The organism is Streptomyces endophytica, from assembly GCF_026153355.1.
GTDB lineage: Bacteria > Actinomycetota > Actinomycetes > Streptomycetales > Streptomycetaceae > Streptomyces > Streptomyces endophytica.
The window spans coordinates 1399322-1426005 of record NZ_CP110636.1 but is presented as its reverse complement, the minus strand read 5'-3'; the positions used below and the strand labels follow the sequence as shown (position 1 = coordinate 1426005).

Sequence of the window (26684 nt, the reverse complement as noted above, 5' to 3'; positions counted from 1 at the left end):
CCCGGCCGGCTGGCCCTCCCGGGCCGGCTACGCGGGCGACATCACCTCGTAGAGGTTGCCGGAGTCGTCGGTGAAGAACAGGCCGCGGGGGCACAGCGGGTGGTCGATGCGGCCGTTGTCCGGGGCGCGGGGTCGTTGCCGTAGGGGATGCCGGCCGCCTCGATGCGGGAGAGGATCCCGTCGAAGGTCTCGGGGTCCACGTCGAAGGCGAGATGGTGGCCTTCGGCGTCCGGCACGGTCATGAAGTCGAGGGTGAGCGTCTCGTTGACCCGAACCGGCGCAAAATGCCCCAGCCGACCGGCCGGCGGAAGCTCCGTCAGCCCCATGACCTGCGCAAAGAACCGCGCAGCGGCACAGTGGTCGACGGCCGGGACGATCGTGTGGTTGAGGGTCACGGGCATGGAGGACTCCTGAGGGTCGGGGCGGACGGGCACGGCCACTCGTGGCTGGTGGGTGCGATCGTTCGTCGTTCCCCGGGCAAGGGGATGGGATGTCGTTGCCGGGAGCGCTGGTGCGTTGTCGCCGGGGTCGGGCGGCGGTCCATCGCGCATCGCCGGGCTGCGGCCGGGGCTGCGGCCGGGGCTGCGGCCGGGGCTTGCGAGGCGGTGGGGATGCGTCGCTGCGGGAACGGCCGTTGGCCGCCGGTGGGGCGGAACGCCTCGTGGCCGGCGTGCGGAGCGGGTTCGAGGGTGCTGCGCGGTCCGCGGGTTGTTGTTGTCGCCGGTGCGCGGTGGTGCGGCGTGGGCGGCGGACGGCCGGCGGCGGTGCGTTGCCTGAGGGGCGGAGTGGGGGCGTTGGCCGCGGGTGGTCCTACGTGTCGTTGCCGGGGTGGGTGAGGGTGCCGTGGAGGAGGACGGCGATGAGTTCCTCGCTGGTGAGGGGGGCATCGGCCTCGGAGACCGGGGTGGGGAGGCGGGTGAAGAGGAGGCCCAGGAAGGCGCCGGCGACCTTCTCGGGGGCCAGTCGGAAGGCGTCCCGGTCCGGCTCGATCAGTTCGGTGACGGCTTGACGTAGCGCGGCGGCGGACCGGGCCCGGGGGTCCTCCGGCGGTCCGTCCGTCTTGGCCCCGGCCTCCGGGGTGACGGGGCCGGGCTCGCGGCCGCGGCCGCGGAGGTGGCCGGAGGCGTGCAGGGAGCCGACGACCGTACCGATCCGCTCCATATGGGCGCGCAGCGCCTCGGCCGCTTCCGTCAGCCGGGCGGCGAGCGGCTCGTCCAGGGAGACCGAGGCCAGTTCGCGCAGGACGTGGTCCGTGCTGACCGCCTCGCGGACGCAGGCGTCCAGCACCTCGTCCTTGTCCTTGAAGGCCCGGAAGATCGTGGCCTCGCCGATGCCCGCCGCGCGGGCGATCTGGCTGGTGGTGACGGCCGCGCCGTACTCCGCCACCAACGGCAGCGCGGCGGCCACGATCATGGCCCGGCGCTGTTCCACACTCATGCCGGGTGCGCGCCGGCGTGCAGGTTGTGGGGTCATGCTCCCATGGTACGGAGTGAGTGCTCACTCCGTCAATCGCTCGTTCTCCTCGCCGGTCTCCCGGCCACGCCTGGTCTTCCGCCTCGCCGTCCGTGCCACGCCGTCCGTGCCACGCCGTCCGTGCCACGCCGTCCGTGCCTGGTCTTCCTTGCCGTGTCTTCCTTGCCTGGTCGTCCGCACCTCGTCATCCCTGCCTGGCCGCGCGCCGCGCATGACCGCCGAACGCTCCTTAGACTTCTTGCAGCGGATCGCTCGCAGCGGATTGCTCGCGGATTGCTTGCGGCAGAGTTTTCGCTTCGGGCTCCTCGCGGTGGACTTCGTGCGGCGCGGTGGGTCTGGTCAGCTCTCGTCAGCTCTCGTCATCGCGGCGGGGTCCCGTCGTTGCGGAGCGCGGAGTGCGGTGCTGCCGGGGCGCTCTGGTGCGGGTTTCTTGCCGTCGTCGTACGGAAGGGCGGCGTGTCATGGACTGGAAGCTCGAACTGGTGCCGGTTCCGGTGGCCGATGTGGAGCGGGCCAAGCGCTTCTACAGCGAGCAGCTGGGCTTCGACGTCGACCACGACGTCTCGGTCGGCGGCCAGGCGCGCATCGTGCAGCTGACCCCGCCCGGCTCGGAGTGCTCGATCGTCATCGGGGCGGGCACGGGGGTCACCGAGGTGCCGCCCGGTTCCGTGCAGGGGCTTCAGCTGGTGGTGTCCGATGTGGCCGCGGCCCGGGCGCAGTTGGTCGAGCGGGGGGTGGCGGCGAGCCCCGTGCAGCACGTCGAGGACGGCGCGCTGGCCGACGGGCCCGGCGGGGCGTGGAACTCGTTCGTCTACTTCACCGATCCCGACGGCAACGGCTGGTCGTTGCAGGAGGGGCCCGAAGGCGACGGGGGGTAGGCCACCCCGCAGCCGGCCGCCCCGCCCCGCTCCCCGCATCGCCCCGCCCGCCCCCCGAAGTCGTGTCTACGATCGGGGGATGGCGACGGTTCGGGAGCAGGAAGCGTTTTTGCGGGCGTTCCACGCGGCGCACCCCGCGGTGACCGTACGGACGATGGCGCACGGACGGGCCGAGGACGGGCGGTCGAGCTACGAGATCCTCCGGGACCGGGTGGCGGCCTGCGACCGGGTGCTGGATCTCGGTTGTGGTGACGGGCTGTTGCTCGAACTCCTCGCCGAGCGGGGGCGGCGGCGCGGCCGGGCGCTGTCCGGACTCGACCTCTCCGCCGAGGAGTTGGCGCTGGCCCGCCGCCGCCCCGGTCTCGCCCGGGCCGATCTGCGGACCGGACGCGCCCAGCAACTCCCTTCGAGGACGGCCGGTTCGACGGTTGTGTGTCCCATATGGCGCTGATGCTGATGGGTGACGCCGAGCAGGTCGCGGCCGAGGTGGCCCGGGTGCTGGCGCCCGGCGGCACGCTGGCGGTCGCCGTGGGCGGCGGCGCGGCCGGGGACGAGGCGTATGCGGCGTTCCTGCGCGTGGCCCGGCCGCTGTTCCAGGCCGCACCCGCCGACCAGCGGATTCCCTCGCTCGGCGACCGGCGATTGCGGAGCCGCGAGGGGTTCGACGCGGTGTTCGGCCCGGCCGGATTCGGGCCCGTGCGCTGGGAGACCGTACGGATCGATCTGACCGGACCGCCGGAGCGCGTCTGGGCGACCGTGGGCGGCATCTACGACCTGGGGCCGCTCGACCCCGCCGTCGCCGCGGAACTGCGGGTCCGCTTCGCGCGGGAGGCGGCGGCCCTGGCACTGCCGGACGGCCGGATCCCGTGCGCGATGCGGGTGCACATCGCCACGGCGGTGCGGGAGGCGTGACTCCCGCCCCCGCTACCCCGGGTGCCGTTGGTCGTACGTGGCCTCCAGGTGGGACATGTGGGCCGTGCCCCAGGCGCCGAGGGGGCCAGCGCTTCGTTGAGGGAGCGGCCGGCCTCGGTGAGGGAGTACTCGACCCTCGGCGGCACCTGGGGGAAGGTCTCGCGGTGCACGATGCCGTCGGCTTCCAGCTCACGCAGCTGCTGGGTCAGCACCTTCTCGGTGATCTTCGGCAGGCCGCGGCGCAGTTCGCCGAACCGGTGCGGGCGTTCGGCCAGCGCCCACAGCAGCAGCACCTTCCATTTGCCGCCGATGACGTCCACCGCGGCGTCCAGTCCGCATTCGTACGGCTTGTTGCGTGCGCTCATGACCGGGCCCGGCTCCCCCTGATGGCGTCCTGACGAGTTCTGGCGGGTGCTGACGCGTTCCGCGCGCTGTGGTGTGCTCCAGTGCGTTCTGACGCGCCCTTCCCGCTGGAACAAGTATCCAGGGCCGGGGAGCGGTTGGCGGGCGACGGCCGGCGCGCCCTCACAGCCCCTGGGCGGCCATCCACGCCGGGTCCGGGTCGATGGTCTGGAGGACCTCGATCAGGGTGCCTTCCGGGCCCAGACGTTGAAGCGGCGCTGCCCCCAGGGCTCGTCGCGCAGCGGTACGGCGATCGGGACCCCCTTGGCACGCAGGGCGGCCTCCTCGCCCGCGGCGTCCTCCACCATGAAGCCGAGGAGGGCGCCGGCGGTCTTCTGATGGCGGAAGTCCGGAGGCATGGCCTCGTGCCCGCGCAGGGTGAAGTCCAGGGCGCAGTCGGGGTGTTGGGGGTGCTGGAGGCTGGCGTACCAGTCGAGCTCGACGAGCGGCCGGAAGCCGAAGTGGTCGACGTAGAAGCGGGTGCTGGCCGCGACGTCGTCGGTGAGCAGGGCGGTGCCGAACTTGGCGAAGCGCATAAGGATCCTCTCCGGGCGCGGCCGGGCGGTCCGGCGGCGCGGTGGGGTGCCACCGGGTCAGGGCGGTTACGGCCACCACCGGTGCAACAACTCCAGTTGTAGTACTCTGACTGTAGTGGTTGCAAGAGGTTTTCGAAAACGTCCAGAGAATCCCAGATATCCGAGGTGTTCGAGATGGTGCGTAATCCGGAGCGGCGAGCGGCGTTGGTGGATGCCGCGATCGAGGTGCTGGCGCGGGACGGTGCGCGCGGGCTCACCTTCCGGGCCGTCGACGCGGCCGCGGGGGTGCCCGGTGGCACCGCGTCCAACTACTTCTCCAACAGGGACGATCTGCTGGGCCAGGTCACCGGCCGGATCCACCAGCGGATCGCGCCCGACCCGGACGAGGTCGCCGAGGTGATGGCGGCGCCGCGCAGCCGGGCGCTGGTGGCCGACCTGATGCGGTGGATCAACCGCCGGGTGACCGAGAACCGCACCGGCTATCTGGCGATGCTGGAGCTGCGCCTGGAGGCGACCCGCCGCCCCGAGCTGCAGGCCGAGTTGACCCGGGTCATGCGGGCGACGCTCGACGGCGACATCGGCTTCCACCTGGAGAGCGGGCTGCCGGGCGACCGGACCGCCGTGCTGCTGACGTATCTCGCCATGACCGGGCTGATGCTGGAGCAGCTCACCCTGCCCGGCGTGGTGCCCGCCGAGGAGACCGACGGGCTGATCACGGCACTCGTCGACCGCACGATCGGGCCGTCGGGGGAGCCGGGGTAGCGGCGTTCCGGCCGGTCCGGCCCCAGGGCCCGTAAGGGTGCGCCCCGGCTCCGATGGGCACGCGCCCTACCCCGTAAAGGCGCGCCCTCCCGCGTAACGACCCCGTAGGGGCTCGGACTGGGCCCCCTGGCTCCCCTAGCCCCCTAGCCCCTTAGCCCCCGTAAGGGCGTGCCGTGCGGGCCTCGCGGAGGGCCAGGGCCCACCACTCCAGCTGGCGGAGCAGCGCGTCGGCGGCCTTGTCGGCGGGGGCCGGGTCGTGCAGTCGGCCCTGGTCGTCGAAGAGGTTGCCGGCCAGCGCGAAGCTCACCGTTTCGCGCACCGTCGTCGCGTGCAACTCGGCGAAGACCAGCCGCAGTTGCTCGACGGCGCGGAGCCCGCCGGAGATCCCGCCGTACGAGACGAAGCCGACCGGCTTGGCCTGCCACTGCGGGAACAGCAGGTCGATGGCGTGCTTGAGCGGGGCCGGGAAGGAGTGGTTGTACTCCGGGGTGATCACCACGAACGCGTCCGCCTGTTCCACGCGCTTGGCGAAGGTCTCGTACTGCTCGCTGCCGTGGCGCAGCTCGTACGGGCGGACCTCGGCCAGGTCGATCACATCGAGGTCGACCTGGGCGCGGGTCTCCGCCTGCCGGGAGAACCAGTTCGCGATGACGGGCGCGAACCGGCCCTCCCGGGTGCTGGCGACGATCACTGCGAGGCGGTAGGTGTGCTCGGACATGCGGATCCTCCGTGGCGGACGGCCGGGGTCGGTGGACGGCGGGGTTCGCCGTCGGGATCCGAAGCTAGGACCTCAATCGAACTTGAGGTCAAGCGCGCCCCGGGACCGTCGCCGCGGAGCACCGCCCGCCGCCGTGGAGCACCGCCCGGCCGGACGGACCCCGCCGATCACTCCACGCCGATTACTCCACGCGCTCCACGCCGATCACCCCGCACCCGCCACCCCGATCACTCCACGCCGAACAGCTTCAGCAGCTCCGTCTTCTGGAACATCTGGGCCGTCTCGATCGCCGACGGCGCGCCCGCCGACGGGTCGGCCCCGTGCGCCATCAGCACCTTGACGACCTCGTCGTCGCCCTTGAACACCGCACCGGCCAGCGGCGTCTGGCCACGGTCGTTGGGGCGGTCGGGATCGGCGTCGCGCTGCAGCAGCGCCTCCACCGTCGCCGGATGGCCGTGGTACGCCGCCAGCATCACGAGCGAGTCGCCCTTGTCGTTCGTCAGATTGGCGGGCACGCCGGCGTCCACGTACGCGGCGACGGTGTCGGTGTCTCCGTGCCGCGCCAGGTCGAACACCTTGGACGCGAGCTGCAGTACCTCGGGGTCATGCGCATGCTCGATCGACTCGGGCCCCTGCGGCTGGGGATTCGCGTCGCTCATGGTCGCCGGCCTCCTGCTGTCGTGAGTGGTACGTGCATGATCGGTACGGGACGAGTGCGTGATACCCGTGCGGTACCTGCGTGCACTTGGTTCCTGCACCGTCATCGCCACTTTATGCAGGCCACCGCCCTCCCGGCAGCGCCGGCGCACCCCGCACCGGCGCCACCCCCGGGGGAGTCGGCGTCAGCGGCCGGGTCAGAACGCCGCGCGGATCTCGCCCACCCGGACCCCGCCGCCCAGCAGCGGGACCTCCGCCAGACGGGACAGCACCGGCGCGTCGACGCCCATCAGGCGGAGGGTGCGGACGAGGACCGGGCCGAGCGCGCGCCCGGCACCGTCGTCGATCTTGAAGGCCAGCGCCCGGCCGTCCGGCAGGGCCACCGCCTGCACCGCCTCGGCGCCCATCTTGGACAGCGTGCCGGGCAGTTCCCGCATCAGCCAGGTGTCGGGGCGGCGGGTGCCGGCGACGTACTCCGGGTGGGCGCGCATCGCGTCCGCCACCTGCCGCTCGGGCGTGCCCGGGTCCGCCAGCACGAAGTGCCGGAAGGCGCGGGCCAGGCCCGTCAGGGAGAGCGAGAGCAGCGGGGCACCGCAGCCGTCCGTACCGACGTGTGCGACGTCCTCGCCGCTCGCGCCGCGCACGGCCTCGGCCACCAGCTGCTGCAGCGGATGCGCCGGGTCCAGGTACGACGCCAGCGGCCAGCCGTTGCGCGCCGGCGGCGAGCATCGCGGTGTGCTTGCCCGAGCAGTTCATGGCCAGCCGGTCGCGGACCTGGCCCCCGGCGAGGTACGACTCCGCCTCCTCCGGGTCCAGCGGCAGGTCGGGCGGCGTCTGAAGCTGGTCGGCGGTGAGCCCGTGCTCGGCCAGCATGGTCCGGACGAGATCGAGGTGGAAGGACTCGCCGGAGTGGCTCGCGGCGGCCAACGCCAGCCGCTCGCCGGAGAGCTCAAGCCCCGCGCGCAGGACGGCCGCGGCCTGCATCGGCTTGTTCGTGGAACGCGGGAAGACCGGCGCCGTCACGTCTCCCAGAGCCGTCTCGACGCTGCCGTCCGCCGCCAGCACCACCAGCGAGCCGCGGTGCCGGCCCTCGACGAAACCGGAGCGCACGACCTCCGCGAGGACGGGGGAGACGTCCTCCGGGGAACGCGGGGTCGGAACGGATATCGGGGTGGGCGAGGACGAGGTCATCGGCGGCCTTCCGGACGGGGACGGGGCCGACCCGCGCCCGGGAGGCTCGTGGCCCGTCAGGACAGCAGGTCGTCCACTTGTGCTTCGCCTTCACGGTACCTGCGGGCGATTTCCGCACTGCACTCGTCGGTGGTGCGCTGCAGCGCCCCACGGCGCTGTGAGACCTGGCGTTCGTAGCGGATCAGCCGGCCCATCGCGTCGTGCAGCTCCTGGTCGGTCCGCGCGGTGAGGTCGGACAGCTCGACCTCACCGAGCATCTCGTCCGCCATCCTGCGGTACTCCTCGCTGTGCGGTGTGCCGAGCGTCACATGCCGGGCCGACGAGCGGTGCCGCGACGGCAGGTCCGTCAGGATCTCCGGCAGCCGGTCCAGCAGCGGGGAGTGCTGGGCGGTACGGCGGGCGATCTCGGCCCGCAGGATGTCGATCCGGCCCTGCAGCAGCCGCCGTAGATAACTCAGGTCGGCCTCCTCCTGCTGGGAGTCCCGGCGTACGACGCGCAGCTCGGGCAGCTCCAGTCCGGAGAGATCGGGTGTGTCGGCCGGGCGGCAGCGGTCGCGCTGCTGCGGGGGGCGGGGGTGCTGCGCCTGGCCTGCCTGGAGCATGGGGCCGTCCTTGGTGCCGGCCGGCTCACCGGGAGCCGCTGCCGTGGTCGTCGTGGTGGCTGTGGTGGATGTGGTGGGGGATGCGGTGGTGGCCGTCGACGCGCCGGGGGCCGCCGGGGCGGCGGGTGCCGACCGGCCGGTGCCGGATGCGGTGGTGGCGGCCGGAGCCGGTGGTTCGGTCGATGTCGTACGGGCGCTCGGTGTCGTACGGGCGCTCGGTACGGGACCGGGTGTCTGTCCGGCGCCGGCAGTGCTCATGAATGGTTCCGTCCCCTCGTCCGGGCCGCGTCCAGGGCATGTTGTCCATGAAACGCACCACGTGCACGCATCGTGCCACTCTGTGCGGTCCTTCTGCAGGGCCATGGCACCCGAACGGCCCCCGTAGGGGCACGGCTGTCCGAAGCCGTACCGCCGACCGGCATGATGGCGGGTATGCGAGCCGTGGTGCAGAGAGTTGACGGCGCCCGCGTCGAGGTGGCGGGCGAGACGGTCGGGGAGATTGTCGGGGAGGGGCTGTGCGTCCTGGTGGGCGTCACCCACGAGGACACCCCGGAGAAGGCGGCACAGCTCGCCCGCAAGCTGTGGTCGGTACGGATGCTGCAGGGCGAGAAGTCCTGCTCGGACACCGGGGCGCCGCTGCTGGTGATCAGCCAGTTCACTCTCTACGGTGACGCGCGCAAGGGCCGCCGTCCCACCTGGAACGCCGCGGCCCCCGGCCCGGTCGCCGAACCGCTCGTCGACGAGGTCGTCGCCCAGCTGCGAGCGCTGGGCGCCCACGTCGAGACCGGCCGCTTCGGCGCGCAGATGAAGGTCTCGCTGACGAACGACGGGCCGTTCACGGTCCTGGTCGAGGTGTGAGGGACGGGGGGCCGGGGCGGGGGCTCGGGCGGCGGCTTCAGGGGGACGAGGCGCCGGTCAGGGCCCGTAGGGGGAGGCGAACGGATTCCCTAGGGGACGTGAACGCCCCCTGCGGGGCCACAACGGGGTGGAGCGGGGCGGGTATTCCGCCTACGGCTCCACCACCGTCTCCTGTGCCGCCGCCGTGCCGCCCGCGGTCAGTTGTGCGTCCACGGGGACGTTGCGCTTGACCAGGGCCAGGGCGATGGGGCCGAGTTCGTGGTGGCGGGCCGAGGTGGTGACGAAGCCGAGTTGGCGGCCCTCCTCGCCGTCGGCGGCGAGCCGGACCGGGGCGCCGTGCGGGGGCAGGTGCACCTCGCTGCCGTCCAGGTGCAGGAAGACCAGCCGGCGCGGCGGCTTCCCCAGGTTGTGGACCCGGGCGACGGTCTCCTGGCCGCGGTAGCAGCCCTTCTGGAGGTGGACGGCGGTGCCGATCCAGCCGAGCTCGTGCGGGATGGTGCGGTGGTCGGTCTCCAGGCCGAGCCGCGGGCGGTGCGCCTCGACGCGCAGCGCCTCCAGCGCCAGCACGCCGATCGCCGGGCCGTGGGCGTCCGCGAACGCCGGCAGCTCCGCGCGCGGCAGGAACAGGTCACGGCCGTGCGCGGTCTCCCGGACGACGGTGCCCTCGGGTACCTCGGTGATGGACCCGGCCGGCAGGTGGACCACCGCGATCTCGTCGGTCCGGTCGGCGATCTCGACCCGGTAGAAGAACTTCATGCTCTCCAGGTAGGCGATCAGCGCCTCCTGGCCCCCCGGCTCGGTGTGCAGCCAGGTCGTCTCCCCGTCGTCGACCAGGTACAGCGCATGCTCGATGTGGCCGTGCGCGGAGAGGATCAGCGCCTCCGTGGCCTGGCCGGGCGGGAGTTCGCTGACGTGCTGGGTGAGCAGCAGATGCAGCCAGCTCAGCCGCTCGGGGCCGCTGACGGTGAGCACGCCGCGGTGCGAGAGGTCCACGAAGCCGGTGCCGTCGGCGAGGGCGCGCTGCTCCCGGAAGAGGTCGCCGTAGTGCGCGGCGACGCCTTCGTCGGGGGCCTCGGCGGGGACGGCGCCGGGCAGCGACAGCAGCGGGCTGACGGGTGATTGTCGCAGCATGGCCCCAGCCTACGACGCGGTCGCGGCTTTCGGCCGGGGTGGCTTCAGCCCTCGTCGCCGGCGGCCTTGGCGCGGCAGGCCGCACACCGCCCGAAGATCGCGAAGTGCTTCATATCGGTCTCGAAGCCGAACTGTTCGCGCAGCGTCGCGGTGAACGGCTCGGCCACCGACAGGTCCGCCTCGATGACCTCGGTGCAGTCCCGGCACACCAGGTGGATGTGGTGGTGGCGGTCGGCGAGGTGGTACGTCGGCGCGCCGTGGCCGAGATGGGCGTGGCTGACCAGGCCCAGCTCCTCCAGGAGCTCCAGGGTCCGGTAGACCGTGGAGATGTTCACGCCGCCGGCCGTCTTGCGCACCTCGGTGAGGATGTCGTCCGGGGTGGCGTGTTCCAGCCTGTCCACGGCCTCCAGGACGAGCTGCCGCTGCGGGGTCAGGCGGTATCCGCGCCTGCGGAGGTCGCTCTGCCAGTCGGTGGTCACCACACCGCCAGTGTAGGAGGGTGGACGGCGGCGGGGTACGCGCCGCGTCAGCCCCCGCCCGTACCCGGCGTCAGCCGCCCGCGGGTACGCCCCGCAGGTAGCGCGCCAGGGCGCCGACCGCGGCCGGGTTGCGGGGGCTCTCGACGAGCTCGGCGTAGTCCATCGCGTAGATCCGCCGGTGCTTGATCGCGGAGACGTGGGCGAGCGGCGGGTAGGACAGCAGGAACGCCTTCTTCTGCGCGGCGGAGGTGTCGCCGTAGTCGTTGATGACGATCACGTCGGGGTCGCGCTCGACGACGGTCTCCCAGCCGACGGTGGTCCAGGAGTCCTTGAGGTCCGCCATGGCGTTGGCCCCGCCGGCCTTGGTGATGATGTCGTGCGGACCGGCGTACCGGCCGGCGGTCAGCGGCTTGTCGCGGCCGTCGTCGTAGAGGAAGACGGAGGGCCGGCGGGCGGGGGCCCGGTCGGCGGCCTCGGCGATCTGCCGCCGGTAGCGCTTCACCAGGGCGGCGGCGCGGTCCTCGACGCCGAAGATCTTCCCGAGGTTCGTCAGGTCGGTGTAGAGCGCCTCCAGGGGCGGCATGACGCCGCGGGCGCCGCCGTCCGCGCCGTGCCGGCAGGACTCGGTCAGCACGTAGGCGTCGATGCCGAGCTTCTCCAGGGACGCCGGGGTCAGGCCGTTGTCCTCACCGAAGCCGTAGTTCCAGCCCGCGAAGACCAGATCGGCCCGGGCGTCCAGGGCGAGTTCCCTGGTGAGGGTCTTCTTCGACAGCCAGGGACCTGGTCGTAGGCGGCCTTCCACGGGACGGCGTCGACCCGGCCCTTGTCGTCCGGCATGACGTAACCGGCCATCCGGTCCGCGAGGCCCAGCGCGAACATGATCTCGGTGATGCCGACGTCGTTGGTGACCACCCGGCGCGGCGCGTGGTCGTAGGTCTTGCGCACCCCGCAGTTCTCGACGGTGACGGGGCGCTGGCCGGGCGCCCGCCGGCGGTCTCCCGGCCGGCGGTGCCGGCGCCGGCGGGATCGTCGGCGACCCGGGCGCCGCAGCCGGTCAGGGCCAGGGCGAGGACGGTGAGCAGCGCGGCGGAACGGCGGGGCATGACGGGTCCTTAGGACGAGGCGGGCGGCAGACGGTCGAACAGCAGCTGGACGGCGCCGGATTCGGGGTGCCGGACGCGGTGGGCGCGGACGCCGAAGACCTCGGCCAGCAGCTCGGGGGTGAGCACGTCGTACGGCGGGCCGGCGGCGACGATCCGGCCCCGGGAGAGGACGTGGAGCTCGTCGCAGAACCGGGCGGCCAGGTTGAGGTCGTGCAGGGCGGTCAGCACCGTCAGGCGTGCCCGGGCGGCGTCGCCGTCCCGGACGAGGGCCAGCACCGCCAACTGCTGGGCGATGTCGAGGTGGTTGGTCGGTTCGTCGAGGACCAGGACGCGCGGCTCCTGGGCCAGCGCGCGGGCGATCAGCACCCGCTGCTTCTCGCCGCCGGACAGCCCGAGGAAGCCCCGCCCGGCCAGGTGGGCCGCGCCGACCCGGGCCAGGGCCCGCGCGCACACCGCGGTGTCCGCGGCACTCGCCCGGCCCGCGCCGCGCTGGTGCGGCAGCCGCCCCATCGCCACGACCTCGGCCACGGTGAAGTCGAACTCGGTCCCGGACTCCTGGGCAGTGCGGCCAGCAGCCGGGCGCCGGCCCGGGCGTCCATGGCGTGCAGGTCCGCGCCGTCCAGCCGGACCGCGCCGGCGGCCGGGGGCAGCGCCCGGTAGACGCAGCGCAGCAGCGTCGACTTGCCGCTGCCGTTGGGCCCGACCAGGCCGACGACCCGGCCGCTCGCGGCCCGCAGGGTGATGTCGTGGACCAGCCGGGTCCCGGCCACCTCCACCGACAGACCGGTGATGTCCAGCCGCATCAGGCACCGCCCCCGAACGTGTAGCCGCGCCGCCGCATCAGCAGCACGAAGCACGGGACCCCGATGACGGCGGTGACCACGCCGACCGGCAGCTCGACGGGCGCCAGCAGCACCCGCGAGACCAGGTCCACCCACACCAGCAGCACCGCGCCGACCAGCGGGGCGACGGCCAGCACCCGGCGGTGGTCGGCGCCGGTCAGCATCCGCGTCACATGCGGCACCATCAGCCCGACGAAGCCGATCGCGCCGCTGACCGCGACCACCGCGCCGGTGACCGCGGCGGCCACCACGAACAGCTCCCGGCGCAGCCGCCCGGCGTCCACCCCGAGCGCGGCGGCGGTCTCGTCGCCCATGGCCAGCGCGTTCAGCCGGCCCGCGGAGAGCCGCAGATGGACCAGCGCGGCGGCCACCGCCACCACCGCGATCGGCAGCGACCCCCAGCCGGCCCCGCTCAGGCTGCCCAGCAGCCACATCATGGCCGAGCGGGCCGCCTCGCCGCGGTCGGCGGTGAACACCATCAGGGTGCTGATCGCGGAGAAGCCGTAGTACATCGCGGTGCCGGTCAGCACCAGCCGCAGCGGGGTCAGCCCCTGGGCGGTGCGGGCGGCCGCGTAGACCAGGGTCATGGCGAGCAGCGCGGAGCCGAACGCGGACACCGACAGCGCCCAGACCCCGAGCCCGCCCAGCGCCCCGAAGAGCAGCACGGCGTTGGCGCCGACCGCCGCGCCGGAGGAGATGCCGAGGACGAACGGGTCGGCGAGCGCGTTGCGGACCAGCGCCTGCACGGCGACGCCGACGGCGGAGAGCCCGGCGCCGACGACCGCGGCCAGCAGGGCCCGCGGGAAGCGCAGCTCCCACACGATGGTGTAGGCGGGGACCTCGCCGGAGGTGATCGTGCCGCCGGTCAGCCCGGCGGTGAGGTGGTGCACCACCTCCGCCCAGCCCACCCCGGCGGCGCCGAGGCCGGTCCCGCACAGCACGGAGCCGAGCAGGGCGAGTAAGAGCGCGGCCACCAGGGGCGCGGTGCGGGCGGGGCGGGCCAAGGGGCGGACACCTCAACGCTCGGGCCGCGTCCTGAGGGAGGAAGGAGCGGCGGCCCGGCGCGCTGGTGCCCGGCGGCGTCCCCTCGCAGTCCACGGCGAGTTGTCGGGAACGTGCGCCGCCGCGGGCGATCGGACTTGCGGAAGGGAGGCTTCCGCTCACCGTTGCGGGTCAGTGCCGGACTCTCACCGGACTTCCCCCGCGGGGGCGCGTCAAGCTGTGTGTGCGGGCCGGTCAGCCCTGGTACGGAGTGCCGTCGGGGTTGAAGAAGGAGACCCCGTCCGGCATGTCGTCGGGCAGGCTCTCGGCCCACTCCTTCAGGCCGGCGACCTTCTTCAGGTGCGCGGACATGTACGGCCGCAGCGGCACGTCCGGGGTCGACTTCTCGCCGACCCACATCAGGTCGCTGTTGACGTAGCCGTAGAGCCGCTTGCCGCCGCTGTACGGGCCGGACGCGGCGGTCCGCGCGATGGCGTCGGTGGCCAGGTCGATCTGCGGCTTCTGGTGGGCCAGCTCGCCGTACCAGACCTCGACGACGCCCTGGTCCCGGACCATCACGACCTCGACCTTGCGGTCCGCGTCCACCCGCCAGTAGCCGCTCTCGCTCTCCAGCGGGCGGACCTTCTTGCCCTCGGAGTCGAGCACCCAGCTGTGCGAGGTGTACTCCAGGAAGTCACGGCCGTCGTGGGAGAACGTGACCTCCTGCCCGAAGTTGCACTTCTCGGCACCGGGGAAGTCGGCGACGCCGGCGCCCTCCCAGTGGCCGAGGAGGAAGGCGAGCGGCACCAGGGCCGGGTTCAGGTCGGAGGGGATCTCGATCATGAGAGCTCAGGCGATCTGTAGAGAGGGGAAAGGGGTGTCCGCGTGCGTCAGCGCTGGCCCTGGAACAGCTTCGCCCAGGTCAGACCGGCGAACGCGATCACGCCGACGGCGACCAGGACCAGCAGGGTGGTGAAGAATGCCTCAAGCACGGGTGCGCTCCTTGGACGGAGTGAGGAAGTAACGGACCGCTTGCGAGTCTAGTCGGCGGCATCGGCCACGGCGCTGTGAGGTCTGCCGCCGGCCCGCGCCTACTCTTGCCCCATGGCGAAGAAGCTCGTGATCAAGGTGACGGCGGGGTCGGATGCACCCGAGCGGTGCTCGCAGGCGTTCACGGTGGCGGCGGTGGCGGCGGCCAGCGGCGTCGAGGTGTCGCTCTGGCTGACCGGGGAGTCGGTGTGGTTCGCGTTGCCCGGGCGGGCGGCGGAGTTCGAGCTGCCGCACGCCGCACCGCTGCCGGAGCTGATCGACGGAATCCGTGCGGGCGGCGGCGCGATCACGGTCTGCACGCAGTGTGCGGCCCGCCGCAACATCGAGCAGAAGGACCTGATCGAGGGCGCGGGCATCGCCGGGGCCCAGGTCTTCGTCAGCGAGATCATGCCGGACGACGTGCAGGCGCTGGTGTACTGACCACTCCCGGGAGCCGACCGCGGTGCCCCTGGCCGTCCCCGGGCGGCCGGGGGGCGCTACCGCGGGTGCTTGTCGTCGCCGCGGTCGTCGAGCTCCCGCCACCAGCGGTCCGATTCCGGGTCGCCGGACTCGTCCCACCAGCGTTCGCCGGGCTCGCGGCGGTTGCCGATGATCGCCGCGACCGGCGGGATGACCATGGCGACGACGCACATGCCGACCGCGACCGGTACCGACCACAGCCGGACCACGCCCCAGGCCAGCACGAACAGCACGAGGCACACGCCCATCAGCACGAAGTACCGGCGGTGACGGCGCTCTGCGGGGGTCTGTTGGTGCGCGTACACGATTCCACGGTAAATCCGCGGGGGTCCGGAAAGAAGCCGGGGCGCGGCCCGGTTCCGCGGCCGGGGCAACGCGAAGGGCCGCACCCCCGCCAAGGCGTCCAAGCCTCGGGGGTGCGGCCCTCACGGCCGTACGGAAGGTACGGACAGGGGTCGCCGTCAGACGGCGATGGCGACCTCCGCCAGCCCGCCCTGCTGGGCGACGACGGTGCGGTCCGCCGTGGCGCCGGGGACGAGCGCGCGCAGCGTCCAGGTGCCCTCGGCCGCGTAGAAGCGGAACTGTCCGGTCGCGGAGGTGGGAACCTCGGCGGTGAACTCGCCGGTGCTGTCCAGGAGTCGGACGTAACCGGTGACGGGCTGGCCGTCGCGGGTCACGCTGCCCTGGATCGTGGTCTCACCGGGCTTGATGGTCGAGGCGTCCGGGCCGCCGGCCTGTGCTCCACACATAGGGGTACTTCCTTGAGGGGTTCGGGGGAGAAGCCTTGTTTACTTGTTGGCGCCGAGCTCGATCGGGACGCCGACCAGGGAGCCGTACTCGGTCCAGGAGCCGTCGTAGTTCTTGACGTTGGTCTGGCCGAGCAGCTCGTGCAGCACGAACCAGGTCAGCGCGGAGCGCTCACCGATCCGGCAGTAGGCGATGGTGTCCTTGGCCAGGTCGACCGACTCCTCCTCGTAGAGGGCCGTGAGCTCCTCGTCCGACTTGAAGGTGCCGTCGTCGTTGGCGTTCTTCGACCACGGGATGTTGCGGGCGCTGGGCACGTGGCCGGGGCGCTGCGACTGCTCCTGCGGCAGGTGCGCGGGGGCGAGCAGCTTGCCGCTGAACTCGTCGGGGGACCGGACGTCGACCAGGTTGAGGCTGCCGATCGCGGCGACGACGTCGTCACGGAAGGCGCGGATCGAGGTGTCCTGGGCCTTGGCCTTGTACTGGGTGGCCGGGCGGTTGGGGACCTCGGAGCCGTCGACCAGGTCGCGGGAGTCCAGCTCCCACTTCTTGCGGCCGCCGTCGAGCAGCTTGACGCTGTCGTGGCCGTAGAGCTTGAAGTACCAGTACGCGTAGGAGGCGAACCAGTTGTTGTTGCCGCCGTAGAGGACGACGGTGTCGTCGTTGGCGATGCCCTTGGCCGAGAGCAGCTGCTCGAAGCCCGCCTGGTCGACGAAGTCGCGGCGGACCGGGTCCTGGAGGTCCTTCTTCCAGTCGATCCGGACCGCGTTCTTGATGTGGTTCTTGTCGTAGGCCGAGGTGTCCTCGTCGACCTCGACGATCACGACCTTCGGGTCCTCGAGGTGGGCCTCGACCCAGTCGGCGTCTACGAGGACGTCGCTACGGCTCATGTTCTTCTCCTCCGGGGCAGTTACGGGGGCGGTTGGGGAGGTGGCACGCGGGTACGCCGGGCGCGCCGGAGGCTTCCGGACGGCCCACTGACGATCGTCGGGGCGCCGGAGCGGCGCGGTGCGGGGGACACGCGGGGGATTCGGCCGGAGCGGCCGGCCGGCCGGGCGAGGGGAACACCCCGTGCTCATGACGAGCCTGGGGGAGGGGCGCACCCCGTCAGACAGGGCGACAGAGCATGGCGGCGACGCGGCACAGGTCCACTGCCCGCCGCTTCGTGAGGACCGCCAGTCCCCGCGGACGGGAACGGCTCAATGCGCTCTGCATGGCACCGATCGTAGGGACGCGAAGCCGGGCATGTCACCGGCGTGTCGAATGATGAGACGCGTTTGTCCGCGATGTGAGATACGAGGCGGGAGCGGGCGGCCACCGGCCGGGCGCCGGAGGCCGTTCGGCGGTGGGGGGTCTGGGGTGCGGACCCGGGTGTCTCAGCAAATGGACGGCCGGGTGGTCGAGTCAGTGTCGGGCCGGGCGGCGGGCCGGTGGGGCGGCCCGCCGCGGGCGCCCGGGGTCAGCCGGGAAGCTTGACGTCCGTGCCGGAGGCGGAGATCGACAGCCCGTCGGCCAGCGTCGCCACCTTGTCCAGCTTCAGGTTGCCCGGCAGCTGGTCCAGCTTCCAGTCGTGGTCGGTCTGGGCCCGCACCTTCGACTCGCAGCCCGGCAGCGCCCGGCACATCGCGGGCAGCCCGTCGGCGCGCAGCCGCACGGTGGTGCCGTGGACGATGCTGATCGAGCCGGTCACGTCCAGCGAGCTGAGGAGCGGCAGGTTCGGCGAGATCTTGACCTGGCTGCGGCCGTTCTTCTGCCCGCCGTAAGTGATCTTGACGCCGCCGCCCGCGGCCTTGGTGAGGTCCGCGTAGCTGATCCGGGCGTTGCCGGTGGCCGTGGCCGCGCTCTCTATGGACATGTAGTCGCTGGTCAGCGCCACGTCGTGGAACTGCGCCGACAGCTTGTCGATGCGCAGCGCGTGCCCGCCGGCGCGGGCCTCGATCCCGCCGAGCTCGGCGTCCACCTCCTGCAGGTCCCGCCCGGCGACCTGGGTCAGGAACGGGAAGCCCTTGATGGTGACCTCCGGGTTCTTGTCGAGCCCCTGGCTGCTGCGGATCTTCTCCGCGGCCTTGTCCTCGACGAGGTTCACCGCCACCCGGTCGGCGGCCACGAAGAGCCCGCCGAATATGACGACGAGGACCAACAGCACCTTCAGTGCACGCATCGAACCACTACCCCCACACTGGGCCGGCACTGCCCGGCCGGCCCGTCGCTTGGCGTGCAGGCCCCCTGCCTGCGATCCGGACGGTCCCCAGGGGCCTGTCCGGTGGATCAGACCCTAAACGACGCCTTCCCCAAAGGGGAGCGGCGGCCGCGGGCGGGCGCCGAAGCGCTCGCCCGCGGCCGCCGCTGAGGCATCCGGCGCGGGTCGTCGGGCCCAGGGCCCGCCCGAGGGGTCCGGGTCTAGCCCAGCGCCCGCCCCAGGACGTACACCGCGGGGGCGGCGAGGGCCAGCGGCAGGGCCACGCCGGCCGTCATGTGGACGAAGCGGGAGGGGTAGTCGTAGCTGGCCACCCGCAGGCCGATCAGGGCGCAGCCGCCGGCCGCCAGGCCCAGCAGGGCGCCGGACGTGCCCAGGCCGGTCAGCTGGCCGGCCGCGATCCCGGCACCGGCCGCCGCAACCAGCGAGATCCCGACCGAGACGAACGAGGGCAGCGGCAGCGCCCGGGCGAGCGTGGCCACCCCGACCGCGGCCGCGCCGACGACCACCGCGTGCGGGTTCGCGGCCAGGTGGCCGGCCGCGAGCACCGCCAGCGCGGTCGAGGTCAGGCCCGCGGTCAGCGCGTACATCCGCTCGTCCGCGCTGCTGCGGTTGCGCAGCTGGAGGATCAGGACCAGCAGGCACCACACGCCGAGCGTGCCGATGCCCACCAGGGGCGCGCTCGCGGGGTCCGTGCCCAGCAGCGCCGCGTCGGTGGCCAGCCCGGCCAGGAACGCCAGCGCGATGCCCTGGCGGGCCGGCCACATGCCGTTCAGCCGGAACCAGCCGGCGGCGGTGACCGCCTGGAGGAGCACCACCGGCACCGCGAGCACCGGCTGGGCCAGCGGCGCGGTCAGGGCCAGCAGCAGCGCGAGGACGGCGGTCAGCGCGGCCGGCTGGATGCCCGGCGGGATGATCGGCGAGCGGCCCTCCAGGCGGGCGCGCTGGTTGGGCGCGAGCGGTGCGGCGGGCAGCGAGGGCGGGGCGGCCGCCATGGTGGCGGTCGCGGCCGGCTGCGGAGCGGGCAGCGGCGCGGCGTGCCCGGGCTGCTCCGGTCCGGGCCGGTCGTGGCCGTACCCGGACTGCCCGTAGGGGTCGCCGTAGGCGGCCTGGGGGTCGTGCGGGGCGGTGGCCGGCTGGTGCGCCGGCTGCCCGTAGGGGTCGGGCCCGCCGTACTGCTGCTCCTGGTAGGGCTCGGGCTGCCCATAGGGAGCCGGACGGCCGTATGCGTCCTGCGGGGCGTAGGGGCCGGGCTGCCCGTACGGGGCCTGCGACCCGTACGGGTCCTGGGGGGCGTACGGGCTCTGCGGGGCGTACGGGTCGTGCGGCTGGTACGGCTGGTGGCCCTGCGGCTGGTGGTCGCTCATGATCGGCTGCTCACCCTCCCGCGAACGGCGGCAGGACCTCGACGGTGCCGCCCTCGGCCAGCGGCACCCCGGCGTGGTCGCGGGTGCCCACCGGATCGCCGTCCACCAGGAACGAGCAGCGCATCAGCACCCGGGCGAACTCGGGGTTCGCGGCGTGCGCGGCGCGCGCCGCGTCGAGCGCCTCGGCGAGCGTCGCCGCCCTGTAGGGCTCCTCTGCCGTGCCCGCGGCGGCCTTGGCCGCGGCCCAGTAGCGCACGGTGCCAGTTGTTGTCACGGCGGCCTCTTCGTCGTGTCGGTCGGGGGACCGCCCTCGATGGCGGCGGCCCCGTCGTTGCCGCCTCCATGATGGCGTACGCGGCGGCCGGGGCCGTCCGGGGCGAGTTCCGGTGGCGGCTTTCGTCCCGCTCCCGGCGGCCTTCCGGAAAATCGATTGCCGAAGGCAAGTGTTCACTTAGGCTCATTGTGTGTTGGTACGACTCGCGCGGGCGCATTTGCGCCCCCACCGGCGCTCGATGACCCTGATCGTGCTGCTCCAGCTGATCCAGACCCTGGCCACCCTCTACCTCCCCACCCTCAACGCCGACATCATTGACAACGGTGTCGTGCAGGGGGACACGGGCTACATCTTCCGTACCGGCGGTTTCATGATCGCCGTCACCCTGCTGCAGATCGTCTGCGCGATCGGTGCCGTCTACTTCGGCGCGCGCACGGCCATGGCCCTCGGCCGGGACATCCGCGCCGCGGTCTTCGACCGGGTGCAGTCCTTCTCCGCCCGCGAGGTCGGCACCTTCGGCGCCCCGTCGCTGATCACCCGTACCACCAATGACGTCCAGCAGGTCCAGATGCTGGTGCTGATGACGTTCACGATGATGGTCTCCGCGCCGATCATGTGCGTCGGAGGTGTCGTCATGGCGCTCAACCAGGACGTGCCGCTGTCCGGCCTCCTGCTGGTCATCGTCCCGGTCCTCGGGATCCTCGTCTCACTGATCGTGCGCCGGATGCGGCCGCTCTTCCGCGGCGTGCAGGAGCGCATCGACACCGTCAACCGCGTACTGCGCGAACAGATCACCGGCATCCGCGTGATCCGCGCCTTCGTCCGCGACAGGCACGAGCGCGAGCGGTTCGCCGGGGCCAACACCGGCCTCTACGACGTCTCGCTCCGCGCCGGCCGGCTGATGTCGATGATGTTCCCGCTGGTCATGCTGATCGTGAACCTCTCCAGCGTGGCCGTCGTCTGGTTCGGCGGACTGCGCATCGACAGCGGCGGGATGCAGATCGGCGCACTGACGGCCTTCCTCAGCTACCTGATGTACATCCTCATGTCGATCATGATGGCGACGTTCATGGTGATGATGCTGCCGCGCGCCGAGGTCTGCGCCGAGCGCATCCAGGAGGTGCTGGCCACGGACTCCAGCGTCGTCCCGCCGCAGGACCCGGTCACCACGCTGCGCCGCCGCGGCGAACTGGAGCTCCGCAACGTCGAGTTCCGCTTCCCCGGCGCCGAGCAGCCGGTCCTGAAGGACATCTCGCTGACCGCCCGCCCCGGTGAGACCACCGCCGTCATCGGCTCCACCGGCAGCGGCAAGTCCACCCTCCTCGGGCTCGTGCCCCGGCTCTTCGACGCGACCGGCGGCGCGGTCCTCGTCGACGGCGAGGACGTCCGCGGCCTCGACCCGGAGACGCTGGCCGGCGCCATCGGCCTGGTCCCGCAGAAGCCGTACCTCTTCTCCGGCACGGTGGCGAGCAACCTCCGCTACGGCAACCCGGACGCCACCGACGACGAGCTGTGGCAGGCCCTGGAGACCGCCCAGGCCCGCGACTTCGTCGAGCGGATGGAGGGCGGTCTGGACGCGCCCGTCGCGCAGGGCGGCTCCAACGTCTCCGGCGGCCAGCGGCAGCGGCTGGCGATCGCCCGCGCACTGGTCCGCCGGCCCGAGATCTACCTCTTCGACGACTCGTTCTCCGCGCTGGACTACGCCACCGACGCCGCACTGCGCGCCGCGCTCTCCCGCGAGACGGACCGGGCGACGGTGGTGATCGTCGCCCAGCGGGTCGCCACCATCCGCGGCGCCGACCGGATCGTCGTGCTCGACGAGGGCCGCATCGTGGGCACCGGCACCCACACCGAGCTGATGGCCGACAACGAGACCTACCGGGAGATCGTGCTCTCCCAGCTCACCGAGCAGGAGGCGGCGTGACCACCGCGGACAAGGGGGCGGCCACCCGCGCCCCGGCGGCCACCGAGGGGACGACCACGGCGGCCCCGAGACGAGGGCCGGCCCCGGCGGCCGGCCCGGCCCGCTTCATGGGCGGGCAACCCACCGAGAAATCCATGGACTTCAAGGGCTCCGGCAAGCGCCTGCTGGGCCAGATGCGGCCCGAGCGCGGCATCATCTCCGTCGCCCTGCTGCTGGGCGTGGCGAGCGTGGCGCTGACGGTCGTCGGCCCCAAGGTCCTCGGCCACGCCACCGACCTGATCATGTCCGGCATCATCGGCCGCCGGCTGCCCGAGGGCATCACCAAGGCCCAGGCCGTGGCCCGGCTGCGGGCGCACGGCCAGGGCGGACTGGCCGACATGCTCGGCGCCATGCCGTTCGTGCCCGGCCGCGGCATCGACTTCGGCACGGTGGGCGTGGTCCTGCTCTGGGTCGCCGTGATCTACGCCGCGGCCTCGCTCTTCGGGTTCGTCCAGGCCCGGATCGCCACCAAGGTCGTCCAGCGGACCGTCTTCCGGCTGCGCGAGCAGGTCGAGGAGAAGCTCGGCCGGCTGCCCCTGAGCTACTTCGACAAGCAGCAGCGCGGTGAGGTCCTCTCCCGGGCCACCAACGACATCGACAACATCCAGCAGACGCTCCAGCAGACCCTCAGCCAGATCGTGTCCTCGCTGCTGACCATCCTCGGCGTGCTCGCCATGATGTTCTGGATCTCCTGGCTGCTGGCCCTGGTCGCGCTGGTCACCGTCCCGGTCTCGGTGGTCGTCGCCACCAAGATCGGCAAGCGGGCGCAGCCGCAGTTCGTCCAGCAGTGGAAGACCACCGGCAAGCTCAACGCCCACATCGAGGAGATGTACACCGGCCACAGCCTGGTGAAGGTCTTCGGCCGGCAGAAGGAGTCCGCCGAGCTCTTCCGCGTGCAGAACGAGGCGCTCTACGCGGCCGGCTTCCGGGCCCAGTTCATCTCCGGCATCATCCAGCCCGCGATGATGTTCATCGGCAACCTGAACTACGTGCTGGTCGCGGTGGTCGGCGGGCTGCGCGTCGCCTCCGGGGCGCTGTCCATCGGTGATGTCCAGGCGTTCATCCAGTACTCCCGCCAGTTCAGCCAGCCGCTGACCCAGGTCGCCTCGATGGCCAACCTCGTCCAGTCCGGCGTCGCCTCCGCCGAGCGGGTCTTCGAACTCCTCGACGCCCGGGAGCAGGACCCCGACCCCGAGCGGCCGGCCCGCCCCGAACACGTCCGCGGCCACGTCGGGTTCGAGTCCGTGTCGTTCTCCTACGCCGAGGACAAGCCGCTGATCGAGGACCTGTCGCTGGCCGTCCACCCCGGCCAGACGGTCGCCATCGTCGGCCCGACCGGCGCCGGCAAGACCACCCTGGTCAACCTCCTGATGCGGTTCTACGAGGTGCGCGGCGGCCGGATCACCCTGGACGGCGTGGACATCGCCGCGATGTCCCGCGAGGAGCTGCGGGCCAACATCGGCATGGTCCTCCAGGACACCTGGCTCTTCGGCGGCACGATCGCGGAGAACATCGCCTACGGCGCGCCGGCCGGCACCTCGATGGACAAGATCGTGGCGGCCGCCAAGGCCACCCACGTGGACCGCTTCGTGCGCACCCTCCCCGACGGCTACGACACCGTCCTCGACGACGAGGGCAGCAACGTCTCGGTCGGCGAGAAGCAGCTGATCACCATCGCCCGGGCCTTCCTCGCCGAGCCCGCCATCCTCGTCCTCGACGAGGCCACCAGCTCGGTCGACACCCGCACCGAGGTCCTCATCCAGCACGCGATGGCCCAACTGCGGTCCGGGCGCACCAGTTTCGTGATCGCGCACCGCCTCTCCACGATCCGGGACGCCGACACCATCCTCGTCATGGAGAACGGCGCCATCGTCGAACAGGGCTCCCACGACGCCCTGTTGGCGGCCGACGGCGCCTACGCCCGGCTGTACGCGGCCCAGTTCGCCGAGGCGGTGGTGGAGGCCGACTGACCCGGCCCGCGCGCCGGCCGGCCCCTTACCGCACCCGCGCCCGTATGACCTGCGAGTAAACCCAACTCCCCCTGGAGATTGCGGATTTATGTGTAGGTCATACGGGCGCGCCGCTATCGTGTGGTCAACACGTCACGCACGGCGACGAAAGGGGGTGGGTCGGGTGATCCGTGCGTACAAGTTCCTCATGCGGCCCACCGTGGGTCAGGTGGCGCGCTCGCCGAGATGCTGCGTGATCACTGCTCGCTCTACAACGCCGCGCTGCAGGAGCGTCGTGACGCTTACCGGCACAGCTCGAAGACGACTGTTCGGTACGGGCAGCAGTCCGCACAACTCAAGGACATCCGTGCCTTTGATCCGGAGCGTCAGGGGCGCTGGTCGTTCTCCTCCCAGCAAGCCACGCTTCGCCGGTTGGACAAGGCGTTCGCCGCCTTCTTCCGCCGGGCCAAGGCCGGGGACAAGCCGGGCTATCCGCGCTTTCGCTCGGGCAAGAGGTTCGACACCGTGGAGTGGCCGAAGGACGGCGACGGCTGCCGCTGGGATGCAGCCCCGCACGACCCCGTTACCCGCGTCCGGCTGCAGGGCGTCGGGCACGTCAAGGTGCACCAGCACCGGCCCGTGATCGGCAAGGTCAAGACGATCAGTGTGAAGCGGGAAGGACGACGCTGGTACGTGGTCCTCACCGCCGAGCGGACCGCACCCCAACCGCTTCCGGCGACGGGAAGCGTGGTCGGCATCGACATGGGCATAGCCAACTTCCTCGCAGACTCCAACGGCGAGTTCGTACCCAATCCGCGACATGGCCGGAAGGCCGCCGCCAAGTTGGCAGCTGCGCAGCAGGCACTCTCCCGGTGCAAGCGCGGCAGCAAGCGGCGTCGCAAGGCCGTGGAGGCTGTGGCTCGTCTGCATCGCAAGGTCCGTCGCCAGCGACTCGATCATGCGCACAAGACCGCTTGCGATCTCGTTCGTGAGCGCGAGTTCATCGCGCACGAAGACCTCGAGATCCGCAACATGAGCAAGACCCCGGCCCAGGTGCCGGACCCCGAGAGGCCCGGCAGCTTCCTGCCCAACGGGGCTGCTGCGAAGGCAGGGCTCAACCGTTCGATCGCCGATGCCGGATGGGGGGTGTTCCTCCAGATACTCACCGCCAAGGCAGAATGCGCCGGACGGGAGGTGATGGCCGTGGACCCCCGCGACACCTCCCGGCGGTGCCCCGAGTGCGGGCACACCGCCAAGGAGAACCGGCCCACACAGGAGACCTTCCACTGCGTCTCGTGTGGCCACCAGGAGCACGCTGACACGGTCGGGGCCCTGAACGTTCTACGGGCCGGGCTGGTCCGTCGCGAAGCCGTACGGGCATAGCGAGAAGCCCCCGCATTCACGCGGGGGAGGAGTCACGCCAAGGGGTGCGGCCGCGTACCGGCCAGGAGGTGCTGGACGTCGACGATCCCCAGGTCACCGGCATGGACGCGGACGGGCGGCCGCAGGCGATCCTGCGCTACGAGTACCGGGGCCTGGCGCATCTCCGGAAGTACATCTGGCAGACCGTCCACGCCACGTTGCACATCAACTCCTACGAGGAGTCGATCCTGGCCTGGCGGGTGACCTGGGCGCTGATCGTGCACCCGGTCGTCATCGCTTTCACCGACGGCACCGAGACCGACGACTGAGGCGTGGGGAGTGTGCCGGTGCGCGCACCCGTGCGCTCCCCGTGCGCTCCCCGGCCCCGGGAACGGCCGCCCGCCGCCGGTCGCCGGGGACGCGGCGTCCCGTGGTCCGGACTGATCATGTCCGCATGCCGGGACGCCTCGGGGGGCGGATCGAGGCGCCGCGGGGCCGGACGGACCGCTGGTCGAAGGGCGTGGGCGGGCCGGCGGCGGGGGGTGTCCGCAGGCTCCCAACTCGCCCTCCTACTGGGCCGTTCGGGCGGTTCGGGAAGTCATGATCCCTGCCCCGGCGGCCGTCAACGGAGACCCGTGACGACCACTCGAAGTGATCGACGGAACACAAGAACGTGCAAAATCAGCCTCGGGTCGGGTACCCATCTGAGCTATTCTGCTGGGCAAGAAGGATCCGGGCAGCGTTGCCCCCGGGTCCTTTTGTGCTTTCAGCCACGTTCCGCGCGGCTGCGAGGACCGTACGAAGCAGTGCCGCAGACACCCCGGCCGAGCCGGGAGGTGCCCCCGTCGCAGGGACCGAGGAGGAACCAGACGTCATGGGCGAGCGAAGCAGGCAGGACCGCGAGCAGAAGAGGATGCAACACCCCGAGAACCGGGTAGGTGGTCGCAGGTGAGTTCGCTCCTGCTGCTGACCAACGCACTCCAGCCGTCGACGGAGGTGCTCCCGGCGCTCGGGCTGCTGCTGCACAGCGTGCGGGTGGCCCCGGCCGAGGGTCCGGCGCTCATCGACACCCCCGGCGCCGACGTCATACTGATCGACGGCCGGCGTGACCTTCCCCACGTGCGCTCGCTGTGCCAGCTGCTGCGGTCCACCGGACCCGGCTGCCCGCTGATCCTGGTCGTCACCGAGGGCGGCCTGGCCGCCGTCACCGCCGACTGGGGCGTCGACGACGTCATGCTGGACACGGCCGGCCCCGCCGAGGTCGAGGCGCGGCTGCGGCTGGCGATGGGCCGCCAGCAGATCACCACCGACGACGGGCCGATGGAGATCCGCAACGGCGATCTCTCGGTGGACGAGGCCACCTACAGCGCCAAGCTCAAGGGCCGGGTGCTGGACCTGACCTTCAAGGAGTTCGAGCTGCTCAAGTACCTCGCGCAGCACCCGGGCCGGGTCTTCACCCGCGCCCAGCTCCTGCAAGAGGTCTGGGGCTACGACTACTTCGGCGGCACCCGGACCGTCGACGTCCACGTCCGCCGGCTGCGCGCCAAGCTCGGCCCCGAGCACGAGTCGCTCATCGGCACGGTTCGCAACGTCGGCTACCGCTTCGTCACCCCCGAGAAGCCCGAGCGCTCCGCGGAGAGCGGCGGCAAGGCCAAGGACGAGGGGGCGAAGCGGGCGGAATCCGACCGTAAGGAGGGCACTGCGCAGGGCCGCACCACGTCGGGCGCCGACGGCCCGGACCCGGCGGTCTCCGCGACCGCGGACTCCGCAGGCCCACGGCCTGCCCGCAGGTAG

26 protein-coding genes and 6 pseudogenes are annotated in these 26684 nt (G+C 72.2%); 10 read left to right on the top strand and 22 right to left on the bottom strand.

What is annotated here, in order from left to right:
* Window positions 1-41: 41 nt before the first annotated feature.
* Window positions 42-401 carry a VOC family protein gene (locus tag OJ254_RS06465; RefSeq protein WP_265361596.1) on the bottom strand — a complete coding sequence of 120 codons (360 nt, stop codon included), beginning with the start codon at window positions 399-401 and terminating at the stop codon, window positions 42-44.
* A gap of 409 nt (window positions 402-810) precedes the next feature.
* Entirely contained in the window at window positions 811-1413 is a 603-nt protein-coding gene (locus tag OJ254_RS06460) for a TetR/AcrR family transcriptional regulator (protein ID WP_265365073.1), read from the bottom strand.
* A gap of 521 nt (window positions 1414-1934) precedes the next feature.
* On the opposite strand from OJ254_RS06460, the gene OJ254_RS06455 reads away from it, so the two are divergent.
* Both OJ254_RS06455 and OJ254_RS31460 read left to right on the top strand, forming a co-directional pair.
* Window positions 1935-2351 carry a VOC family protein gene (locus OJ254_RS06455; protein WP_265361595.1) on the top strand — a complete coding sequence of 139 codons (417 nt, stop codon included), beginning with the start codon at window positions 1935-1937 and terminating at the stop codon, window positions 2349-2351.
* Between the two features lie 79 nt (window positions 2352-2430).
* Window positions 2431-3263, top strand: a pseudogene (locus OJ254_RS31460) (class I SAM-dependent methyltransferase).
* Window positions 3264-3275: 12 nt separating this feature from the next.
* Here the strand turns inward: OJ254_RS31460 and OJ254_RS06440 are convergent.
* Window positions 3276-3628 (bottom strand): annotated as a pseudogene (locus tag OJ254_RS06440) (winged helix-turn-helix transcriptional regulator).
* 219 nt (window positions 3629-3847) lie between these two features.
* Window positions 3848-4201, bottom strand: a complete 354-nt coding sequence (locus OJ254_RS06435; RefSeq protein ID WP_265361592.1) for a VOC family protein — start codon at window positions 4199-4201, stop codon at window positions 3848-3850.
* Between the two features lie 174 nt (window positions 4202-4375).
* Between OJ254_RS06435 and OJ254_RS06430 the strand changes: the two genes are divergently transcribed.
* Complete coding sequence (locus OJ254_RS06430; protein WP_265361591.1) at window positions 4376-4963, top strand: TetR/AcrR family transcriptional regulator; 588 nt, start codon at window positions 4376-4378, stop codon at window positions 4961-4963.
* Between the two features lie 151 nt (window positions 4964-5114).
* Here the strand turns inward: OJ254_RS06430 and OJ254_RS06425 are convergent, their stop codons facing one another.
* The 5 genes and pseudogenes from OJ254_RS06425 to OJ254_RS06405 all read right to left on the bottom strand — a co-directional run bounded on the left by OJ254_RS06425 (window position 5115) and on the right by OJ254_RS06405 (window position 8438).
* Window positions 5115-5681 carry an NADPH-dependent FMN reductase gene (locus OJ254_RS06425; protein ID WP_265361590.1) on the bottom strand — a complete coding sequence of 189 codons (567 nt, stop codon included), beginning with the start codon at window positions 5679-5681 and terminating at the stop codon, window positions 5115-5117.
* 227 nt (window positions 5682-5908) lie between these two features.
* On the bottom strand, window positions 5909-6340 hold the full coding sequence (locus OJ254_RS06420; protein WP_265361589.1) for an ankyrin repeat domain-containing protein: 432 nt from the start codon (window positions 6338-6340) through the stop codon (window positions 5909-5911).
* Window positions 6341-6535: 195 nt separating this feature from the next.
* A pseudogene (locus OJ254_RS06415) lies at window positions 6536-7529 on the bottom strand (asparaginase).
* A gap of 56 nt (window positions 7530-7585) precedes the next feature.
* Window positions 7586-8131, bottom strand: a complete 546-nt coding sequence (locus tag OJ254_RS06410) for an RsiG family protein (RefSeq protein ID WP_265361588.1) — start codon at window positions 8129-8131, stop codon at window positions 7586-7588.
* Between the two features lie 25 nt (window positions 8132-8156).
* Complete coding sequence (locus OJ254_RS06405) at window positions 8157-8438, bottom strand: hypothetical protein (protein WP_265361587.1); 282 nt, start codon at window positions 8436-8438, stop codon at window positions 8157-8159.
* Between the two features lie 125 nt (window positions 8439-8563).
* On the opposite strand from OJ254_RS06405, the gene dtd reads away from it, so the two are divergent.
* Window positions 8564-8989, top strand: a complete 426-nt coding sequence (gene dtd / locus OJ254_RS06400) for a D-aminoacyl-tRNA deacylase (RefSeq protein WP_265361586.1) — start codon at window positions 8564-8566, stop codon at window positions 8987-8989.
* A gap of 150 nt (window positions 8990-9139) precedes the next feature.
* Here dtd and ygfZ read toward each other — a convergent pair whose 3' ends face one another.
* From ygfZ to OJ254_RS06370, 6 genes and pseudogenes are all read right to left on the bottom strand, one after another.
* On the bottom strand, window positions 9140-10120 hold the full coding sequence (ygfZ, locus tag OJ254_RS06395) for a CAF17-like 4Fe-4S cluster assembly/insertion protein YgfZ (protein ID WP_265361585.1): 981 nt from the start codon (window positions 10118-10120) through the stop codon (window positions 9140-9142).
* A gap of 44 nt (window positions 10121-10164) precedes the next feature.
* Window positions 10165-10602, bottom strand: a complete 438-nt coding sequence (locus OJ254_RS06390; RefSeq protein WP_265361584.1) for a Fur family transcriptional regulator — start codon at window positions 10600-10602, stop codon at window positions 10165-10167.
* A 67-nt stretch (window positions 10603-10669) separates the two neighbouring features.
* Window positions 10670-11702, bottom strand: a pseudogene (locus OJ254_RS06385) (ABC transporter substrate-binding protein).
* 9 nt (window positions 11703-11711) lie between these two features.
* A pseudogene (locus OJ254_RS06380) lies at window positions 11712-12505 on the bottom strand (ABC transporter ATP-binding protein).
* Complete coding sequence (locus OJ254_RS06375; protein WP_265361583.1) at window positions 12505-13548, bottom strand: FecCD family ABC transporter permease; 1044 nt, start codon at window positions 13546-13548, stop codon at window positions 12505-12507. The pseudogene OJ254_RS06380 and the gene OJ254_RS06375 overlap by 1 nt, the downstream one beginning before the upstream one ends.
* Window positions 13549-13780: 232 nt before the next feature.
* Entirely contained in the window at window positions 13781-14368 is a 588-nt protein-coding gene (locus tag OJ254_RS06370; protein WP_265361582.1) for a heme-binding beta-barrel domain-containing protein, read from the bottom strand.
* Between the two features lie 261 nt (window positions 14369-14629).
* On the opposite strand from OJ254_RS06370, the gene OJ254_RS06365 reads away from it, so the two are divergent.
* Window positions 14630-14995 (top strand): DsrE family protein, encoded by a 366-nt coding sequence (locus OJ254_RS06365; protein ID WP_265361581.1) that lies wholly within the window; start codon window positions 14630-14632, stop codon window positions 14993-14995.
* 56 nt (window positions 14996-15051) lie between these two features.
* Here OJ254_RS06365 and OJ254_RS06360 read toward each other — a convergent pair whose 3' ends face one another.
* From OJ254_RS06360 to OJ254_RS06335, 7 genes are all read right to left on the bottom strand, one after another.
* On the bottom strand, window positions 15052-15339 hold the full coding sequence (locus OJ254_RS06360) for a DUF3099 domain-containing protein (protein WP_265361580.1): 288 nt from the start codon (window positions 15337-15339) through the stop codon (window positions 15052-15054).
* A gap of 156 nt (window positions 15340-15495) precedes the next feature.
* On the bottom strand, window positions 15496-15783 hold the full coding sequence (locus OJ254_RS06355; protein ID WP_030372838.1) for a DUF1416 domain-containing protein: 288 nt from the start codon (window positions 15781-15783) through the stop codon (window positions 15496-15498).
* A gap of 39 nt (window positions 15784-15822) precedes the next feature.
* A complete protein-coding gene (locus OJ254_RS06350) occupies window positions 15823-16668 on the bottom strand; it encodes a sulfurtransferase (protein ID WP_265361579.1) in 846 nt (281 codons plus the stop codon).
* A 217-nt stretch (window positions 16669-16885) separates the two neighbouring features.
* Window positions 16886-16993, bottom strand: coding sequence for a putative leader peptide (locus OJ254_RS31455; protein ID WP_351531855.1), 108 nt, complete (start codon window positions 16991-16993; stop codon window positions 16886-16888).
* A gap of 244 nt (window positions 16994-17237) precedes the next feature.
* Window positions 17238-17939, bottom strand: a complete 702-nt coding sequence (locus OJ254_RS06345) for an LmeA family phospholipid-binding protein (protein ID WP_261956276.1) — start codon at window positions 17937-17939, stop codon at window positions 17238-17240.
* 239 nt (window positions 17940-18178) lie between these two features.
* Complete coding sequence (locus OJ254_RS06340) at window positions 18179-19342, bottom strand: hypothetical protein (protein WP_265361578.1); 1164 nt, start codon at window positions 19340-19342, stop codon at window positions 18179-18181.
* Window positions 19343-19352: 10 nt separating this feature from the next.
* Window positions 19353-19598, bottom strand: coding sequence for a MoaD/ThiS family protein (locus tag OJ254_RS06335; protein ID WP_261957493.1), 246 nt, complete (start codon window positions 19596-19598; stop codon window positions 19353-19355).
* A 208-nt stretch (window positions 19599-19806) separates the two neighbouring features.
* Between OJ254_RS06335 and OJ254_RS06330 the strand changes: the two genes are divergently transcribed.
* From OJ254_RS06330 to OJ254_RS06310, 5 genes and pseudogenes are all read left to right on the top strand, one after another.
* Entirely contained in the window at window positions 19807-21540 is a 1734-nt protein-coding gene (locus OJ254_RS06330) for an ABC transporter ATP-binding protein (protein ID WP_261956274.1), read from the top strand.
* 107 nt (window positions 21541-21647) lie between these two features.
* Window positions 21648-23549 (top strand): ABC transporter ATP-binding protein, encoded by a 1902-nt coding sequence (locus OJ254_RS06325; protein WP_265365072.1) that lies wholly within the window; start codon window positions 21648-21650, stop codon window positions 23547-23549.
* Between the two features lie 163 nt (window positions 23550-23712).
* A pseudogene (locus OJ254_RS06320) lies at window positions 23713-24911 on the top strand (RNA-guided endonuclease InsQ/TnpB family protein).
* 44 nt (window positions 24912-24955) lie between these two features.
* Window positions 24956-25219: a hypothetical protein gene (locus OJ254_RS06315; RefSeq protein ID WP_265361577.1), complete on the top strand. Its 264-nt coding sequence runs from the start codon at window positions 24956-24958 to the stop codon at window positions 25217-25219.
* 619 nt (window positions 25220-25838) lie between these two features.
* Entirely contained in the window at window positions 25839-26684 is an 846-nt protein-coding gene (locus OJ254_RS06310; protein WP_265361576.1) for a response regulator transcription factor, read from the top strand.

Bases quoted from the DNA above. Each gene is read 5' to 3' on its own strand.
- OJ254_RS06465 (WP_265361596.1), bottom strand. From the start codon at position 401: ATGCCCGTGACCCTCAACCACACGATCGTCCCGGCCGTCGACCACTGT.
- OJ254_RS06460 (WP_265365073.1), bottom strand. From the start codon at position 1,413: ATGATCGTGGCCGCCGCGCTGCCGTTGGTGGCGGAGTACGGCGCGGCC.
- OJ254_RS06455 (WP_265361595.1), top strand. From the start codon at position 1,935: ATGGACTGGAAGCTCGAACTGGTGCCGGTTCCGGTGGCCGATGTGGAG.
- OJ254_RS06435 (WP_265361592.1), bottom strand. From the start codon at position 4,201: ATGCGCTTCGCCAAGTTCGGCACCGCCCTGCTCACCGACGACGTCGCG.
- OJ254_RS06430 (WP_265361591.1), top strand. From the start codon at position 4,376: ATGGTGCGTAATCCGGAGCGGCGAGCGGCGTTGGTGGATGCCGCGATC.
- OJ254_RS06425 (WP_265361590.1), bottom strand. From the start codon at position 5,681: ATGTCCGAGCACACCTACCGCCTCGCAGTGATCGTCGCCAGCACCCGG.
- OJ254_RS06420 (WP_265361589.1), bottom strand. From the start codon at position 6,340: ATGAGCGACGCGAATCCCCAGCCGCAGGGGCCCGAGTCGATCGAGCAT.
- OJ254_RS06410 (WP_265361588.1), bottom strand. From the start codon at position 8,131: ATGCTCCAGGCAGGCCAGGCGCAGCACCCCCGCCCCCCGCAGCAGCGC.
- OJ254_RS06405 (WP_265361587.1), bottom strand. From the start codon at position 8,438: ATGGACAACATGCCCTGGACGCGGCCCGGACGAGGGGACGGAACCATT.
- dtd (WP_265361586.1), top strand. From the start codon at position 8,564: ATGCGAGCCGTGGTGCAGAGAGTTGACGGCGCCCGCGTCGAGGTGGCG.
- ygfZ (WP_265361585.1), bottom strand. From the start codon at position 10,120: ATGCTGCGACAATCACCCGTCAGCCCGCTGCTGTCGCTGCCCGGCGCC.
- OJ254_RS06370 (WP_265361582.1), bottom strand. From the start codon at position 14,368: ATGATCGAGATCCCCTCCGACCTGAACCCGGCCCTGGTGCCGCTCGCC.
- OJ254_RS06365 (WP_265361581.1), top strand. From the start codon at position 14,630: ATGGCGAAGAAGCTCGTGATCAAGGTGACGGCGGGGTCGGATGCACCC.
- OJ254_RS06355 (WP_030372838.1), bottom strand. From the start codon at position 15,783: ATGTGTGGAGCACAGGCCGGCGGCCCGGACGCCTCGACCATCAAGCCC.
- OJ254_RS06350 (WP_265361579.1), bottom strand. From the start codon at position 16,668: ATGAGCCGTAGCGACGTCCTCGTAGACGCCGACTGGGTCGAGGCCCAC.
- OJ254_RS31455 (WP_351531855.1), bottom strand. From the start codon at position 16,993: ATGCAGAGCGCATTGAGCCGTTCCCGTCCGCGGGGACTGGCGGTCCTC.
- OJ254_RS06345 (WP_261956276.1), bottom strand. From the start codon at position 17,939: ATGCGTGCACTGAAGGTGCTGTTGGTCCTCGTCGTCATATTCGGCGGG.
- OJ254_RS06340 (WP_265361578.1), bottom strand. From the start codon at position 19,342: ATGAGCGACCACCAGCCGCAGGGCCACCAGCCGTACCAGCCGCACGAC.
- OJ254_RS06325 (WP_265365072.1), top strand. From the start codon at position 21,648: ATGGGCGGGCAACCCACCGAGAAATCCATGGACTTCAAGGGCTCCGGC.